Source organism: Streptomyces sp. NPDC012935 (genome assembly GCF_042900345.1).
Lineage (GTDB): Bacteria > Actinomycetota > Actinomycetes > Streptomycetales > Streptomycetaceae > Streptomyces.
On record NZ_JBIBBC010000025.1, the window covers coordinates 1 to 15,500 of the forward strand.

Below are 15,500 nucleotides of genomic sequence, written 5' to 3' on the forward strand. Positions count from 1 at the left end.
ATGGTACTGCAGGGGGGACCCTGTGGGAGAGTAGGACGCCGCCGAACAAATTGTGAGAAAGGCCCACACCTTATGGTGTGGGCCTTTCTGCGTTTCTGGCTCAGGACGGCTGCACCAGTCCGGTGTCGTACGCCAGGATCACCGCCTGAATTCGATCCCGCGAGCCGGTCTTCGCGAGGATGCGGCCCACGTGCGTCTTTACCGTCGACTCGGCGAGGTGGAGGCGGGTCGCTATCTCCGTGTTGGTCCAGCCCTTGCCGATCACCGAGAGGATCTCGCGTTCGCGGTCGGTGAGAGGAGAGAGGCGAGGGTGGTCCAGCGGCGACGGTTGCTGGCCGTTGGCGTGGCCCTGCGCCGGTAGGTGGTGGGCGTATGCGTCGAGGAGGCGGCGGGTCAGGCTTGGGGCGACCACCGCGTCGCCGGTGGCGACCGCGCGGATGCCGGAGAGGAGTTCCTCCGGCTGGGCGTCCTTGACGAGGAAACCGGAGGCGCCTGCGCGGAGGCCGGCGTAGGCGTACTCGTCGAGGTCGAAGGTCGTGAGGATCAGGACCCTGGTGCGGTCGCCGGTGGTGGTGATGCGACGGGTGGCCTCGATGCCGTCCAGGCCGGGCATGCGGACGTCCATGAGGATCACGTCGGGGTGCAGTTCCGCTGTCATGCGGATCGCCTCGCTGCCGTTGGCGGCTTCGCCCACCACCGTCATGTCGTCCTGGCTTTCGAGGAGCATCCGGAAGCCGAAGCGCTGCAGGGGCTGGTCGTCGGCTATGAGGACGGTGGTCACTGCGGGGATTCCTCCGGGAGATGCAGGTGGACTCGCCAGCCCTGCTCGGGGTGCGGGCGGGGGCCCGCCTCAAGTGTGCCGCCGTACAGGGCCGTTCGCTCGCGCATTCCGGGCAGGCCGCGGCCGCCCGTGGGATGAGCGGGGCCGCCATTGCCGGTGTCGGTCACGGTCGCGGTGACGGCGCCCTTCTCCTCGTAGAAGAGCTCTATGTGAGCTGTTGTGTCGGGGCCGCCGTGCTTGAGGGTGTTGGTGAGGGCCTCCTGGATGACGCGGTAGACGGTGAGTTGGCGGCCCGGGGGGAGGCTGGGGGTGCCGCGGGTGGTGGTGTCGATGGGGAGGCCTGCGGCGCGTACGCCGTCGAGGAGCTGGGCCAGGTCGGTGAGGGTGGGTTGGGGGGTCAGCTCGGGGTGGGGTGCTCGGGGGTGTTCCTCGTCGCGCAGGACGTCGAGGAGACGGCGTAGTTCGGCCAGGGCCTGTCGGCTGGTGGTGGCTATGGCGTGGAGGGCCTGGGTGGCGCGTTCCGGGGACCTGGCGGCCGCGTACTTGCCGCCGTCGGCCAGGCCGGTGATGACGGAGAGGTTGTGGCCGATGATGTCGTGCATCTCGCGGGCGATACGGGCTCGTTCGGCTGCGGCGGCGAGTTGGGCCTGCTGGTCGCGTTCGATCTCCAGGCGGCGGGCGCGGTCCTCGAGGGCCTCGGTGTGGTCGCGACGGGTGCGGACCGTGATGCCGATGGCTACCGCTACGGCGATGGACATCAGAACCGGGACGATGTCCTTGTCCGGGGTTCCCTGCGGGTGACGGGCCGCCATCACGGCGACCGGCGCGGTGATCAGGGCCGTCGCCCACCAGAGGTTGCGGGGAGGGCGGCGCAGGGCGATGTGGAAGACGACGAGCAGCTGGAGTAGTACCGCTTGGAGGGCGATGCCGGTCCAGGCATTGACCAGGGCGAACGGGGCTATGGCCAGGAGTACCGCGCGGGGGTGGGCGCGTCGCTGGAGGAGCGGGACGCTCAGACCGAGGCTCAGGGTGAGGACCAGCCAGCCGGGGTTGTCGCGGTCGCGGGCCACGTTGAGCCAGCCGTCGCCGTAGTAGTCGATCAGTGCGGCCAGCACCCAGAAGCCGGTCAGGTGCAGGTCCCAGACGAGCGGGTGGCGTCCGTCGAAGGCACGTACGCGTCGGCTGATGCGCTGGATGTGCTGGGTGAGGGGTTCCGTCGTCGCTCGCTCGTGCGTCACGTGGTCCATCCTGGGGGTCCGGCGGTGGCCGGCACACGGGCCCCGGGCAGGAATCCGGGTGAGCGATGTCGTACCCGGGTACTACGGTGGCGACCATGAGCACCACGACCCCCGGGGCCTATGTCATCAGGTCCATACGTGCCGACGAGTGGCCCGCCGCCAAGGAGTTGCGGCTCGCCGCGCTGCGGGATCCCGTCGCGCCGCTGGCGTTTCTGGAGACGTACGAGCAGGCCGTTGCCCGGCCCGACTCCTTCTGGCAGGAGCGTGCCGCAGGGGCTTGCGAGGGGGCCGACGGGGCGCAGCAGATCATCGCCGAAGGGCCGGACGGGGCCTGGGTCGGGACGTTGACCGTGCTGGTCGAGGAGCCGGGGACGACCGACTGGGCCGGGTTCGCGGTGGAGCGGAAGCAGGGGCATGTCGTCGCCGTGTTCGTACGGCCCGAGGAGCGGGGGAGCGGGCTGACCGACGTGCTCTTCGACGCCGCCCTGGAGTGGGCGTGGTCGCGGGGCGCGGAGCGGGTGCGGCTCATCGTGCACGAGGAGAACGGACGGGCGCAGCGGTTCTACCGGAAGGTCGGGTTCGAGCCGAGTGGGGTGACCGTGCCGCTGGGTGAGGAGGCGGAGGTCGAGTTGGAGTTCGTCATCGAGCGGCCGTAGGGGGCCGGGGGTTCGGTGATCGCCTCGCCTGCACCGGGTGTTCGGCTACAGCGGGTGTTCGGCTACATCGGGAGTTCGTCGTGGGGCCAGCGGGAGCGGGCCTGTTCGCGGGACCGGAGCAGGGCCAGGGTCGGCATGCCCCGGTCCGCTCCGGTGGCCAGCAGCTCCGGGAGCTGGGGAAGTGGAGCCACGGCGGCGACGTCGTCCAGGACGAGCGTCATTGGTGGGTCGAGGCGACCGGAGGATGACCGTTCGGCCATGCGCCGGCCGCGCTCGACCACGCTTGCGGCGAGGGCCGTCAGGAGTGGCATGGCGCCGGGGTTGGTTCGGGGGTCCTCGATGGATTCACCCACCACATAAAGCGTGCCCCCTTCGTGGACAAAGGAATCCAAGGTGAGGGCATCAGTTCGGTTTGGAGTGCAGGACTCCCGGATGTTGACGGTGGAGAGGGCGGAGAGCGCCCTGGTCGTCAACTCCTGGGCCACGTCTCGCCGTTCGGGGTGGGCGGTGAGCGCCGCTTCGAGTTCGCCTGCCGCGCCCGGGGCCGCCTTCGGGTTCGTGCGCAGGATGCGTACGGCGTCCTGGATCTGGGTGCCCTGGGACCAGCGGTGGACGTGGCGGATGGTGCGGCCGTCGATGGCCGCGGCGTGCAGGTAGCTGCGCAGTAGCGTTTCGGCCGTGTCGCTGACCGCCTGGTCGAGGCGGGAGGTGGGGCGGACCGGAGTGAGGAGTGCGGTCGCCCGTGAGACCGCGGTCTGCTTGTCCTCGCAGCCCGTTGTGGGGGACCAGTGGAGGCGGGCCGGGGTGTCGCAGAGGTGGGAGGGGTCGTAGAGGAGGACCGGGCCGAGTTTCGCGCGGGCGTCCTTCGAGTCCTGCCAGACGGTGGGGTTCGACGTGACGACGACGGCGGGGCCTTCCGCATCGCGTACCGCTTGGGTCGCGGTGGCTTGGCGGCTTTCCCTCGGGGCCACGTGGATCCTCTCCCACGCGACTGCCCGTTCGGCGAGCAGCGCGGTGTGGGGTCCGGCATCGGGCACCGGCACTTCGCTGCGTACCGCTGTCTCCGAGGCTGCTGCCGCCGCTGCTGTCGTCGCTGCCGCCGCTGCCGTCATCGGCACCGCCGCCATCGGCTCCGCTTCCGTCCGCGGCGCCGGCACGTCGCCGCGTACCGGTTCTGACGCTGGTGCCGGAGTGGGCTCAGGGGCCGGCGAGAAGCCGGGCTGTGCCGCGCCCTCCGCGTGCCCCGCCCCTGTGGCTGCCTGCTCTGCAGCCTCCGCCTTGCCTACGCGCCCCGTCTTCCCCGCGCGCCGTCCCGCCCTGACCGCCCGCCAGCGCGCCACTGTCCCCAGCACGAACACGGTCAGTACGACCAGGACCATCAACTGCCCGATGAACAGCCCCCAGAACAGGCCGTACCCCGACAGCTGTCCGTCCGGTGTCTCCGGCCACGCGCCCGGGATGTCGTGGGGCTGGGCGACCAGGGAGCGCATGGCCAAAGGCGTGCGGGCGAAGGTGACCCCGGCGGGCCAGGAGCCGTGCGCGAACAGGCCCGCCAGGCCCGTCGCCGTCCAGACCAGCAGCGTCATGCCCAGGAGGAAGGCGAGCAGGCCGATCAGCAGGCCGTCGGGGATGCCTCCCTGACTGCCTCCACTGTCCCGGGTGTACCGGTGCTCCCGGCGGTCGTCCGGTCTCACGCTGCCCCCTACGCCACCGTTGATTCGGAGTCGCCAAGGTGTTGCTCCACGAAGGCCGCCGCCCGTTCCTCCGCCTCCAGCTCGGCGGCGCGCAGGGCGTCGTCGGTCAGGTCGCGGTCGGCGGACGACTCGGTCATCGCGCGGTCGGTGAAGACCAGTGGGCGTTCGGTCTCGGTGATCAGGTGTTTGACCACCTGGACGTTGCCGTTGACGTCCCACACCGCGATGCCCGGGGTGAGGCTGGGGATGATCTCCACCGCCCAGCGCGGCAGGCCGAGCACGCGGCCCGTCGCCCTCGCCTCGTCGGCCTTCTGGGCGTAGATCGTCCTGGTCGAGGCCATCTTCAGGATCGCGGCGGCCTCCTTCGCCGCAGCGCCGTCGACGACGTCGGACAGGTGGTGGACGACGGCCACGAAGGAAAGACCCAGCCGTCGGCCGAACTTCAGCAGGCGCTGGAAGAGCTGGGCCACGAACGGGCTGTTGATGATGTGCCAGGCCTCCTCGACCAGGAAGATGCGCTTCTTCCGGTCGGGGCGGATCCAGGTGTGCTCCAGCCAGACGCCGACGATCGCCATCAGGATCGGCATGGCGATCGAGTTGCGGTCGATGTGGGACAAATCGAACACGATGAGCGGCGCGTCGAGGTCGATGCCGACCGTCGTGGGGCCGTCGAACATGCCCCTCAGGTCACCGTCGACGAGACGGTCCAGGACCAGAGCGACGTCCAGGCCCCACGCGCGTACGTCGTCTATGGCGACGTTCATCGCCTCCGCCGACTCCGGCTCGGGGTGCCGTAGCTGCTCGACGATGTCGGTCAGGACCGGCTGGCGATCGAGGATGGTCTCGTTGACGTACGCATGCGCGACCTTCAGCGCGAAGCCGGAGCGCTCGTCGAGGCCGTGCCCCATCGCGACCTCGATGATCGTGCGGAGCAGGGCCAGCTGGCCCGTCGTCGTGATCGCGGGGTCGAGCGGGTTGAGGCGGATGCCCATGTCCAGGGCGGCCGTCGGGTCCAGGCGGATGGGGGTTATCCCCAGCTCCTGCGCGATGAGGTTCCACTCGCCGACGCCGTCCTCGCCCTGGGCGTCGAGGACGACGACCTGGCGGTCGCGGAAGCGCAGCTGGCGCAGGACGTACGTCTTCTCCAGCGCCGACTTGCCGTTGCCGGACTCGCCGAGGACCAGCCAGTGCGGAGCGGGCAGCTGCTGGCCGTAGAGCTGGAAGGGGTCGTAGATGTAGCCCTTTCCGGAGTACACCTCGCGGCCGATGATGACGCCCGAGTCGCCGAGGCCGGGGGCGGCGGTCGGGAGGTAGACCGCCTGGGCCTGGCCCGTCGACGTGCGCACCGGGAGCCGCGTCGTCTCGACCTTCCCGAAGAGGAAGGACGTGAAGGCGTCGGTGAGGACGGACAGCGGGTCCCGCATCAGGTCCTACCTCCGAATGCCGGTGGCGAAGGGGAGTGTGTTGACGAATGCCCGGTGGTGCTCGCGGTCGCACCACTCCAGCTTCAGATACGACTTTCCGGCCGACGCCCGGATGGTCCTCTTGTCCCGGGCCAGGGCCTCGGGGGAGCGGGACGAGACGGTGATGTAGCCGACCAGGTTGACGCCGGCGGCTCCGCTCGCGAGGTCTTCGCCTCGCTGGTCGAGGCGGTTGTGGGCGGCGATGTCGCGCGGGTCGACGGTCCGGTTCATCTTGGCGGCGCGGCTGGCTTCCGCCTCGTCGTTGGTCTTCTCGGTCAGCATCCGTTCGATGGCGACCTCGGTGGGTTCGAGGTCCATCGTGACGGCGACCGTCCGGATGACGTCCGGGGTGTGGACGAGCAGGGGTGCCAGGAAGTTGACGCCCACCGGGGTCATCGGCCACTCCTTCACCCAGGCGGTGGCGTGGCACCAGGGCGCGCGGGTGGAGGACTCGCGGGTCTTCGCCTGGAGGAACGTGGGTTCCATGGCGTCGAGTTCGGCCGGCCAGGCATTGCGCTTGGTCATCGCCTGGATGTGGTCGATCGGGTGGTCCGGGTCGTACATGGAGTGGATGAGGGAGGCCAGGCGGCCCTGCCCGAGGGGCTGGCGGACGCGGATGTCGGCCTCCTGGAGGCGCGAGCAGATGTCCGTCAGCTCGCGGGCCATGACGACCGCGAGGCCGGAGTCCCGGTCGACCTTGCCGCCGTGCGGGCGGGCCGCGCGGGCCATCGCCTGGGCCTCGGCGGCCAGTTCGCGCGTGAAGTGCATGCAGGCGACGAGGTACGCGCGGTGCTGCTCGCTGCTCGTCGACACCATCGACTGGAGCTGGTCGTACGACTGCTGCAGCCATCCCGGGGCCCGCTCGTCGCCGCGTACGGCGACGTCCTTGGCGTGGGCGTCCGGGTCGGCGGGCAGGGTGCGGGCGAGCATCTGGATGCGGGTGACGAAGCCGTCGCCGTTCGCCACGTGCTTGAGGAGGGTGCCGAAGCGGTCGACGAGGGCTTCCTGGTCCTCGGAGTCGCGCAGGCCGACGCCGGGTCCCTCGATCTCGATCGCGGCCGTGACCGTACGGCGGTCGGCGTGCAGGAGCACGGCGATCTCGTCGGGCCCGAAGGGGGCGGCCAGCCAGGTGATACGGCCGATGCCGGGCGGCGGTCCGACCTCGACCTCGCGCCCGTCGAGACCGGTGCCGGCCTCCACGGCGCCGGAGCGGTAGGTGGTGCCCTGGCGCAGGGTGCGCTTGTAGCTGCGGTTGATCTCGAACCACTTGTAGATGGTCCGGTGCTTGTACGGCACGTAGACCGCGCCGAGCGCGAGCAGGGGGAAGCCCATCAGCAGCACGATGCGCAGGGACAGGACGGGGACGAGGAGTCCGCACATCATGCCGAGGAACGCGCCGCCGATGATCAGCGCGATCTCGCCGGTCTCGCGGTTGCGGCCGACGATCGCGTTCGGCCGGGCGCGGCCGATCAGATATGTACGGCGGGGCGTGACCGGATGGGACACATGGGCCTCGGTCGTCAACGCCCGTCACCTCCTGAACGATTGCTGCTGCGGGTGTTGCTGGCGTGGGGGGTGTTCACCGGGCTGCTCGAGCGGGGTGCGGGTGCGGCGGAGGGAACAGATCCGCCGCCGTTCGAGGAGCGCGAACTGTGCGCGGCGACGCCGCCGGAAGCGGGGTTGGAGGGGCGGGCCGGGGAGCCGGACTGGCCTCCTCCGCCCTTGTTGTCCGTGCGGGAGCTGTGCGTCTTGATGCCCTGTGCGACGAGGGTGGCCGGGGAGCTGATGACCGCGGCGGCCTTGCCTTCGGCGCCCCGCATGATGCGGTTGTTGCGGGAGCCGGCGAGCTCGTCGCCGAAGCCGGGGACGAAGCGGTAGATCATGGCGCTCGCGAAGATGGCGAGCAGGATGATGGCCAGTCCGGAGACCACGGCCGAGAAGGCGTTCGGGCCGTCGGCCGAGGACAGGGCGCCGGCCAGGCCGAGCACTATGACGATGACCGGCTTCACGAGGATGACGGCGATCATGATGCCGGCCCAGCGGCGGACGTGGCCCCACAGGTTCTTGTCGACCAGGCCCGCGTAGACGACGGTGCCGAGGAGGGCGCCGACGTAGAGCAGGGCGGCGCGGATGACGAGCTCCAGCCACAGGACGCCGGCGGCCAGGATGGAGACCAGGGACACCACGATCAGCATGATCGGGCCGCCGCCGATGTCCTCGCCCTTCTCCAGGGCGCCGGAGAAGGTGCCGAAGAAGGTGTCCGTCTGATCGCCGGTCGTTTTCGCGAGGACGTCCGTGATGCCGTCCGTGGCCGATACGACCGTGTAGAGGATCAGCGGCGTGAACGCGGACGCCAGGACCGTCAGCCAGAGGAAGCCGATCGCCTCGGAGATGGCGGTGCTGAGAGGTACGCCGCGGACGGCTCGCTTGGCCACGGCCAGCAGCCACAGGAGCAGGGTGAGGATCGTGGACGCCGCGAAGACGACCGCGTACTGCTGGAGGAACTTCGTGTTCGTGAAGTCGACGTTCGCGGTCTCCTTCACGGCCTCGCTGAGCTTGTCGACGGTCCAGGCGGCGGCTTCGGCGCAGCCCTTGGCGAGGGAGGAGAGGGGGTCGAGGGTGGAGGTCGGGTCGGTGAGGGGGCTGGATCCGCCGCCGCCTGAGCCTCCGGTGCCGTTGTCTTTTTCGCAGTAGTCCTTGGCGGGGCCGCGGATGAGGTCGCAGGGGTCATTGCTGGCCGCGGGCGTGGGGGTGGGGGTGGGGGTGGGTGCGGCCACGGCACGTGTGGCCAGCAGTACGGCACCGGCCTGTACGGCGGCGAGGGCCGCCGTGACCTTGAGGAAGCGGTGGTTAGCGCGCATACGTGAACCCTCCGTACTCCTCGACGGCCTTCGTCATGTCGTCGGCTGTGGAGGCCCTCTGGTCCCGCCCGACCGGTACGGGTCCGTCCTTCTGCTGGAAGTCGGTGACCTTCCAGTCGTTGACCCACTTGAGCTGGTAGGTCGTGGTGTACCAGCTCTCGGAGACCGGATTGGTCGAGCCGTTGCCGGACAGGCCGAAGAGCGAGGTGTACCAGACCTCGACGGTGGCGGCACTCGCGCTGAACGACGTGACCTTGGTGCCCACCGGGATGACTCGGGAGACGAAGGTCTGCCCCGCCGGCGCCGTGCCTTCCTTGCTGAGGCCGATGTTCGCCAGGAACTCCTCGCTGGAGTACGCGCGATCCAGGTCGGCCTGTCGGCCGGTGGCGACGTCGGGGGCGTAGACGGTACTTACGATCTCGTGCCGTCTGGCCGTGTTGAACATCTCGGCCGACCCCAGCACTACGGAGTAGTTGGCCGCCGCACTCCCCGCCCCCTGCTCATCCTGCGCGAACCCCCCAGGAATCCCCGCCGCCTTGCCGTCCACCGGTCGTGTCCCCGTGGCTGCCGTCGGCGAGGATTTCGGCTGGTTTTCGTCCCCGCCCGCGGAACCGGAGTCGTCGCCTCCACGGTTCGCGAAGGCGATTGCGGCGATGAGGAGGACGACCACGCCGACCACGGTGACCAGGCTCCGGGACGAGGAACGGCCACCCCGCCGCGCGCCTCCGTAGGCGTCACCACCGCTTTCGGGCAGGCGCGTACGGGTCTGACCCGTGCCTCCGTAACCGCCGGAGGCCTCCCGCTCGTCTCCGAGACTCATGCCGCGTACGCCCCCTCGACGTCGGACAACAACACGTTGGAGTACGACGGTAGCCCCGCTGGTTCCCGCATGGGCGCGGTGTGGTGACTCGACATCAGGGAAACGCAACCTCAGCCGGTGGGCACGACGGGTGGGTGGGGGACGGCAGGGACCGGGCGTGCCCGGAGCGGATGGAGAGGGAGGAGGGGATGGAGGGGGTCGAGCAGGTGGCGCGACTGAGGCGGCTAAACGGCCATGCCGTACACGATCGTGAACAGCGTGCCCAGTGAGCCGATGATGAAGACGCCCGTCAGCCCGGCGATGATGAGACCTTTGCCCTGCTCGGCGCTGAACGTGTCGCGCAGTGCCGTCGCGCCGATGCGCTGTTTGGCCGCCCCCCAGATGGCGATGCCGAGGCAGAGCAGGATGGCCACGGCCATCACGACCTCGATCATCACCTTCGCCTCGTTGCCCAGGCTGCCGAAGGGGCCCCAGTCCGGAGCGATCCCGCCGATGATGGTGTTGATATCGCCCTTATCGGCCGCAAACAGCATGTAAGTCACCGCCCCTGTTGGGTAGTTCCGCAGTCCCCTGCGGTGCGCAGAGGTCAGGTCTCATTCTCGCCGACAACGGCGCTGTCGTATGTCGACTTGGCGTCATTGATGGGCGGGAATCGTACGAATACCTCGTACGGTCACTCTGTGTATCACGGCAGGTCACGCCGGGCAACGAGGCCGGAGCGGAACCTGTCGTGTGGTTCCGTCGTTAGCCCCTCTTCATGCCGGGCGCCGCTTCTGACGGGTGGTCGGGTGAGGGGGCGCGCCGGTGTTCTGCGGGTGAAGGTTATCGCCGATGTATGAACATCCCTAAGCAGGGTGCCACGGCCGCCCGTGCCTGCCAGGCATGGTGACGGGTGGTCAGTTCCGCCGGCGACTCGGTGGGTGGCAACGCGACCGCCGCCCTGGCGTTGCCGAACGCGGTGTTGTCAGTGGCCCTCAGCGGGGCCTGAGGCCGTGCAGCAGGTGGTGGACCAGGCCATCGACGCCGGCCATGGCCACCTCGGGGGTCAGCATGCCGCCGGCGATGAAGGCGGCCATGCCGTGGAGGGCGGCGCCCGTGACGAGGTTGAGTTCCTCCGGGGCGCCCTCGATGATCTCACCCCGTTGCTGGGCGTCCGCGAGGACCCGTTCGAGGCTGCCCACCGTCTGCTCGACCGCGGCGGCCATCTGCTCCGAGGCGTCCGGGTCGTGCTTGCGGGCGTACATCAGCTCCAGCAGCTCGGCGTTGTCTATGGCGAAACCGAGGTAGGCCCGGGCCAGGGCGGTGAGGCGGGGCTCCAGCGGGAGCGCGGGGTCGTCGGCCGCGCCCAGGGCCTGGCCGAGCCGCTCGTACCCGGCCAGTGCCAGGGCGTTGAGCAGGGCCTGCTTGTCCTTGAAGTGCCGGCCGGGTGCGGCGTGGCTGACGCCGACCTCGCGGGCCAGTTCGCGGAGCGAGAGGGCGCCTACGCCCTTCTCGCGCAGGGTCTGTTCCGCTGCGGCGAGCAGGGCGGCGCGCAGGTCTCCGTGGTGGTAGGGGCGGCTCGCTGGCATGCGCACATCCTAGCTTGATGTTGCCGGTGCCATCTTTGTTGGCGCCGTCACCATTGTTGTCATTGACAGCATTGTTGGCGACGCCTACATTCGGAGGTATGGCTGACAAAACGAAGAAGAAGACGTGGGACGCGACCAGCCTCCCCGACCTCAGCGGCCGCACGGCCGTCGTCACCGGTGCCAACAGCGGCATCGGCCTCACCGCGGCCGACGCGCTGGCCCGCTCCGGCGCGCACGTCGTGTTCGCGGTACGGGACCTCGATCGGGGCCGGGCCGCAGCCGCGACCGTGACCGGCAGTACCGAGGTGCGGCGCCTGGACCTGGCGGATCTGGCCTCCGTGCGGGAGTTCGCCGATGCGTGGCAGGGGCGGCCGTTGGATCTGCTGATCAACAACGCCGGCGTGATGATGCTGCCGCAGCAGCGGACGGCGGACGGCTTCGAGATGCAGTTCGGCACCAACCATCTGGGTCACTTCGCGCTGACGAACCTGCTGCTGCCGTACGTCACCGACCGGGTCGTGACGCTGTCGTCCGGTGCCCATCGGTGGTTCGGAGCGAGGATCCGCTTCGAGGACCTGAACTGGACGTCCGGCTACGACCCGAATCGCGCGTACGCCCAGTCGAAGCTGGCGAACCTCCTGTTCACGCTGGAACTCCAGCGCCGCCTGACGGAGTCCGGCTCCCCGGTGCGCGCCCTGGCCGCCCACCCCGGCTATGCCGCCACCAACCTGCAGAGCCACGCGGGGAGTCCGGTGATGCGGGCGTTCATGAGGATCGGCAACCGAGTCTTCGCGCAGGACGACAAGGCGGGCGCACTGCCGACGCTGTACGCCGCGACCCAGGACCTCCCCGGCGCGAGCTACGTCGGCCCCGACGGGCTGGGTGAGATGCGGGGAGCGCCGACGCTGGTGGGGCGGACGACGGCGGCCAGTGACGCGCAGGTGGCGCGGCGGTTGTGGACGGTGTCGGAGGAACTGACCGGCGTGACCTCTCCGTTGGGGAGGGTTGCCGAGCCGGCTGCCGGGCGGTAGGCAGTGGTGTTGCTGCCGAAGCCGGCGTCAGGCCGGCTGGGCTGCGACCCGGTCGTGGGCCGTGTCCGGAGGTGGTCGATCGATGTCGGTGCCGAGCCTGCTCGCTGTCTTCGCTCATCCGGACGACGAGTCCCTCTCTACGGGCGGAGTCCTCGCCCGGCACGCGGCCGCCGGCGCCCGCACGGCCGTCGTGACGGCGACCTGGACCCCGGACACGCAGCGCGGCGCCGAACTCACAGAGGCGCTGCGGATTCTCGGTGCCGGCGAGCCGCGGATGCTCGGCTATGCCGACGCCGGGGTGCCGCACTCCGCCCCCGGTCGCCCGCGGCTGTGCGATGCGCCGCTCGACGAGTCGGTGGGGCGGCTGGTCGCTCACATACGGCAGTTCCGGCCCCGGATCGTGGTCACCCATGACGCGTACGGCGGCCTCACCGGGCATCCCGACCATGTGCACACCCACCGCGTGACCACGCTCGCGGTCCATGAGGCCGGCCTCGAACGGCTCCACCCGGACGCCGGCGCCCCCTGGCAGCCGAGCGCCCTCTACCTGGCCACCCATCCGCACTCGGCACTTCCCCGGTTGGAGGAACTGGCCCGTGCGGGCAAGGGGTTGAACACCGTGCCGGACGACCGGATCACCGCGACCGTCGACGTGCGCCCATGGCTGGACCGGAAGTGGGCCGCCGTGCGGGCCCACCGCACCGAGGTGGAGCGAGGGGCGGCACCCGGGTTGCTGGCCGGTTTCCCGGCGGCCGTACGCGAGCGGATCCTCGCGACCGAGTGGTACATCCGGCAGGATCCGGGGTCCCACGCGTCGGGTCGGACGGAACTGACCGCCTGACCGGGCCGCTCGGGCAGCCGGCTGCCCCGCCCCGTCGGTGCCCCTGCGCCGCCAAGCCGGCGGCGCTGAAAGCTACTTGGCGGACGTGGCGTCCCGGATCGCCTGCGCGGTGACCGTCGGGTCGTAGTCCTCGGCGACGCCCTCGACCAGGATGATGTCGCCCTCGATGTGCCGGGAGCGCAGAGGTGCGATCTCGCGGTAGGCGGGCGAGTCCCACCAGGACCGTGCCTCGGTGATCCCCGGGAAGCCGATCATCACGACGTGTCCGGGCCAGCTGCCCTCCTTCACCTCGTGCTGCGTGCCATGCACGAGGAAACGGCCGCCGTACGGTTCGAAGGTGGCCGGGAGGCGTTCGATGTACTCCGCGATCTCCGGGTTCGGGGCGGCTTCCTGCAGGTGAGCAATGGCGTAGGCGGGCATGGTGTCCTTCCGTTCGGTCGGGCTCCCTGTGGTGTCGATGCTGGCACGCGGGCCTGCGGGGGATCGATTACCGCTCAGGTAATGCCGGGCACGGCCGCACGGGCAGTCCGGAAGCCGTACGACCGTACGACCGCATCGGTTGCCGCGGATTCCCAGTGGGAAGCTCATAGACTGGCGCGGGCGGAATCCCGGTGGGCGAGGGGCGGTTGACGGTGCGTAAGGCATGGATCGTGGCGGGCGCCGCACTCGCGGCGGGTCTCAGCTTCGTGATGCTGCTCGTCGTCGGGGTCTACATCGTCGCCGGGAACCTCGCGGGCGGAGTGGGCGGAGCGTCCAAAGCGCTGGCCAAGGGGGCCGTGCCGGCCGCCTACTCGGCGCTCGTGCAGAAGTGGGGCAACCTCTGCCCCGCCATCAACCCCGCGCTGCTCGCCGCCCAGCTGTACCAGGAGAGCGGATTCAACCCGAAGGCGCAGAGCGCGGCTGCCGCGCAGGGCATCGCGCAGTTCATCCCGGGGACCTGGGCGACGCACGGGCTGGACGGTGACGGGGACGGCGACCGTGACGTCTGGGATCCGAATGACGCGATTCCGTCGGCCGCGTCGTACGACTGCAAGCTCGCCTCCTACGTGAAGGACGTACCCGGCGACCCGACGAAGAACATGCTCGCGTCCTACAACGCGGGGGCGTACGCGGTCATCAAGTACAAGGGTGTGCCGCCGTACAAGGAGACCCAGAACTACGTCAAGACGATCACGACGTTGCAGCAGAGCTTCGCCGCGCCCGTCAGCCGTGTCGATCCCAGCAAGCAGGCCGCCGGTGCCATCTACTACGCCCAGAAGAAGCTCGGCACGCTCTACCTCTGGGGCGGTGACGGTACTGCCGAGGACAACGGGCGGTTCGACTGCTCGGGGTTGACGAAGGCCGCGTACGACAGCGTCGGGATAACGCTGCCGCGCGTCGCCAACGACCAGTGGAACGCGGGGCCGCATCCGGCCAGGGAGGAACTCCTGCCGGGAGACCTGGTGTTCTTCTCGGACGACCTCACCAACTCCCGGGCCATCCGGCATGTGGGTATTTATGTCGGTGGCGGGTACATGATCGACGCACCGAGAACGGGTGCTGTGATCCGGTTCGACCCGATCGACACCCCGGACTACTTCGGGGCGACCCGGGTGACGGAAGATGGCGCGAAAGCGTTGCCCACGACGGTGTAGACGGAGCGTGAACCCACCCCCTGAGCTGCGGCGATGGGTCTCTCTTCGATAACGTCTGCGTGATCATTCAGTGGAGTGTGGAACGTATCAACAGGGGCCGTGCGTTCCTGGTGTCGTAGCCGGATCTACAACCACGGGGGTGGGCGGAGCGGCGCACGCACGATGCGCCGGAGAGACGACGAAGGGGCCGCGGCATCATGGCTGGACTCGCAGAATCCGGGTCGAACCCCGACGTCGAGCTGCTCTTCGACATCAATGGCCTGGCCAAGGATGCCCCGCGCTGGTTCGACCGGGTCATGGAGTACGTCGGTGAGTACGGGCTGGTGCTCGCCATGGCGCTGCTCGTGGTGTGGTGCTGGTGGTCGGTGCGGCGCCGCGGTGACGAGGACGCCGCCTCGTCCGCCGCCGCGCTCGTGTGGGCGCCGCTGGCCGCCGGGATCGCGGTCCTGGTGAACGTGCCCATACGGGGGTTCGTCGAGCGGCCCCGGCCGTTCCGTGATCACCAGGGGCTCGAGGTCCTGGTGAGTGGCAAGACCGACTACTCCTTCGTGAGCGACCACGCGACGATCGCCATGGCCCTGGGGGTCGGGCTGTTCGTCGCCAACCGGAAGTTCGGCATCGCCGGGATCGGGCTCGCTCTTCTCGAAGGGTTCTGCCGGGTCTACATGGGCGTGCACTACCCGACCGACGTCATCGGCGGCTTCGCGCTCGGCACCGCCGTCGCCCTCCTGCTGTCACCGCTCGCCATGGCCCTGCTGACCCCCGTGATGTCCGCCGTCGAACGGTCGCCGAGGGGTGGCTGGCTGATCAAGGCAAGGGGGCGGTCCCGGGCGGGTGGGCAGGAAGCGGTGATTCCAGGGGCCCGGAAGGAGACGGCGGGGGCTGAGGAGCGGGATCTCGCGGCTTAGGGGCC

The 15,500-nt window shown here is 69.9% G+C and carries 15 protein-coding genes; 5 read left to right on the forward strand and 10 right to left on the reverse strand.

Translation table 11 applies throughout. The features are described 5' to 3' along the window. Nucleotides 1–100: 100 nt before the first annotated feature. Nucleotides 101–781 carry a response regulator gene (locus ACFY5C_RS37450; protein WP_389453577.1) on the reverse strand — a complete coding sequence of 227 codons (681 nt, stop codon included), beginning with the start codon at nucleotides 779–781 and terminating at the stop codon, nucleotides 101–103. Then, nucleotides 778–2,028: a sensor histidine kinase gene (locus ACFY5C_RS37455; RefSeq protein WP_389453580.1), complete on the reverse strand. Its 1,251-nt coding sequence runs from the start codon at nucleotides 2,026–2,028 to the stop codon at nucleotides 778–780. Before ACFY5C_RS37455 ends, ACFY5C_RS37450 begins: the two co-directional genes overlap by 4 nt. 86 nt (nucleotides 2,029–2,114) lie before the next feature. Here ACFY5C_RS37455 and ACFY5C_RS37460 point away from each other — a divergent pair, with 86 nt between their 5' ends. Then, complete coding sequence (locus tag ACFY5C_RS37460; protein WP_389453582.1) at nucleotides 2,115–2,675, forward strand: GNAT family N-acetyltransferase; 561 nt, start codon at nucleotides 2,115–2,117, stop codon at nucleotides 2,673–2,675. A 62-nt stretch (nucleotides 2,676–2,737) separates the two neighbouring features. On the opposite strand, the gene ACFY5C_RS37465 is transcribed toward ACFY5C_RS37460, so the two are convergent. The 7 genes from ACFY5C_RS37465 to ACFY5C_RS37495 form a co-directional block, all read right to left on the reverse strand. After that, on the reverse strand, nucleotides 2,738–4,369 hold the full coding sequence (locus ACFY5C_RS37465; protein WP_389453584.1) for a type IV secretory system conjugative DNA transfer family protein: 1,632 nt from the start codon (nucleotides 4,367–4,369) through the stop codon (nucleotides 2,738–2,740). Between the two features lie 8 nt (nucleotides 4,370–4,377). After that, a complete protein-coding gene (locus ACFY5C_RS37470; RefSeq protein WP_389453587.1) occupies nucleotides 4,378–5,793 on the reverse strand; it encodes an ATP-binding protein in 1,416 nt (471 codons plus the stop codon). A gap of 6 nt (nucleotides 5,794–5,799) precedes the next feature. Then, nucleotides 5,800–7,356, reverse strand: a complete 1,557-nt coding sequence (locus ACFY5C_RS37475) for an SCO6880 family protein (RefSeq protein WP_389453589.1) — start codon at nucleotides 7,354–7,356, stop codon at nucleotides 5,800–5,802. After that, nucleotides 7,353–8,693, reverse strand: a complete 1,341-nt coding sequence (locus tag ACFY5C_RS37480; protein ID WP_389453592.1) for a hypothetical protein — start codon at nucleotides 8,691–8,693, stop codon at nucleotides 7,353–7,355. Before ACFY5C_RS37480 ends, ACFY5C_RS37475 begins: the two co-directional genes overlap by 4 nt. Beyond that, the gene (locus ACFY5C_RS37485; protein WP_389453595.1) at nucleotides 8,683–9,513 is read right to left on the reverse strand and encodes a hypothetical protein; all 831 of its coding nucleotides are present in this window, start codon (nucleotides 9,511–9,513) and stop codon (nucleotides 8,683–8,685) included. The genes ACFY5C_RS37480 and ACFY5C_RS37485 overlap by 11 nt, the downstream gene beginning before the upstream one ends. A gap of 224 nt (nucleotides 9,514–9,737) precedes the next feature. Next, nucleotides 9,738–10,046: a hypothetical protein gene (locus tag ACFY5C_RS37490; RefSeq protein ID WP_003991275.1), complete on the reverse strand. Its 309-nt coding sequence runs from the start codon at nucleotides 10,044–10,046 to the stop codon at nucleotides 9,738–9,740. Nucleotides 10,047–10,487: 441 nt separating this feature from the next. Continuing rightward, nucleotides 10,488–11,081, reverse strand: coding sequence for a TetR/AcrR family transcriptional regulator (locus ACFY5C_RS37495; RefSeq protein ID WP_389453598.1), 594 nt, complete (start codon nucleotides 11,079–11,081; stop codon nucleotides 10,488–10,490). Between the two features lie 98 nt (nucleotides 11,082–11,179). Between ACFY5C_RS37495 and ACFY5C_RS37500 the strand changes: the two genes are divergently transcribed. Then, nucleotides 11,180–12,112 (forward strand): oxidoreductase, encoded by a 933-nt coding sequence (locus ACFY5C_RS37500; RefSeq protein ID WP_389453600.1) that lies wholly within the window; start codon nucleotides 11,180–11,182, stop codon nucleotides 12,110–12,112. A gap of 82 nt (nucleotides 12,113–12,194) precedes the next feature. Beyond that, nucleotides 12,195–12,953: a PIG-L family deacetylase gene (locus ACFY5C_RS37505; RefSeq protein WP_389453603.1), complete on the forward strand. Its 759-nt coding sequence runs from the start codon at nucleotides 12,195–12,197 to the stop codon at nucleotides 12,951–12,953. Between the two features lie 72 nt (nucleotides 12,954–13,025). Here ACFY5C_RS37505 and ACFY5C_RS37510 read toward each other — a convergent pair whose 3' ends face one another. Further along, nucleotides 13,026–13,373 (reverse strand): DUF1330 domain-containing protein, encoded by a 348-nt coding sequence (locus tag ACFY5C_RS37510; RefSeq protein ID WP_389453606.1) that lies wholly within the window; start codon nucleotides 13,371–13,373, stop codon nucleotides 13,026–13,028. A 206-nt stretch (nucleotides 13,374–13,579) separates the two neighbouring features. On the opposite strand from ACFY5C_RS37510, the gene ACFY5C_RS37515 reads away from it, so the two are divergent. Beyond that, nucleotides 13,580–14,587, forward strand: coding sequence for an NlpC/P60 family protein (locus ACFY5C_RS37515; protein ID WP_389453609.1), 1,008 nt, complete (start codon nucleotides 13,580–13,582; stop codon nucleotides 14,585–14,587). Between the two features lie 197 nt (nucleotides 14,588–14,784). Next, nucleotides 14,785–15,495: a phosphatase PAP2 family protein gene (locus tag ACFY5C_RS37520; protein ID WP_389453612.1), complete on the forward strand. Its 711-nt coding sequence runs from the start codon at nucleotides 14,785–14,787 to the stop codon at nucleotides 15,493–15,495. Nucleotides 15,496–15,500: the final 5 nt, after the last annotated feature.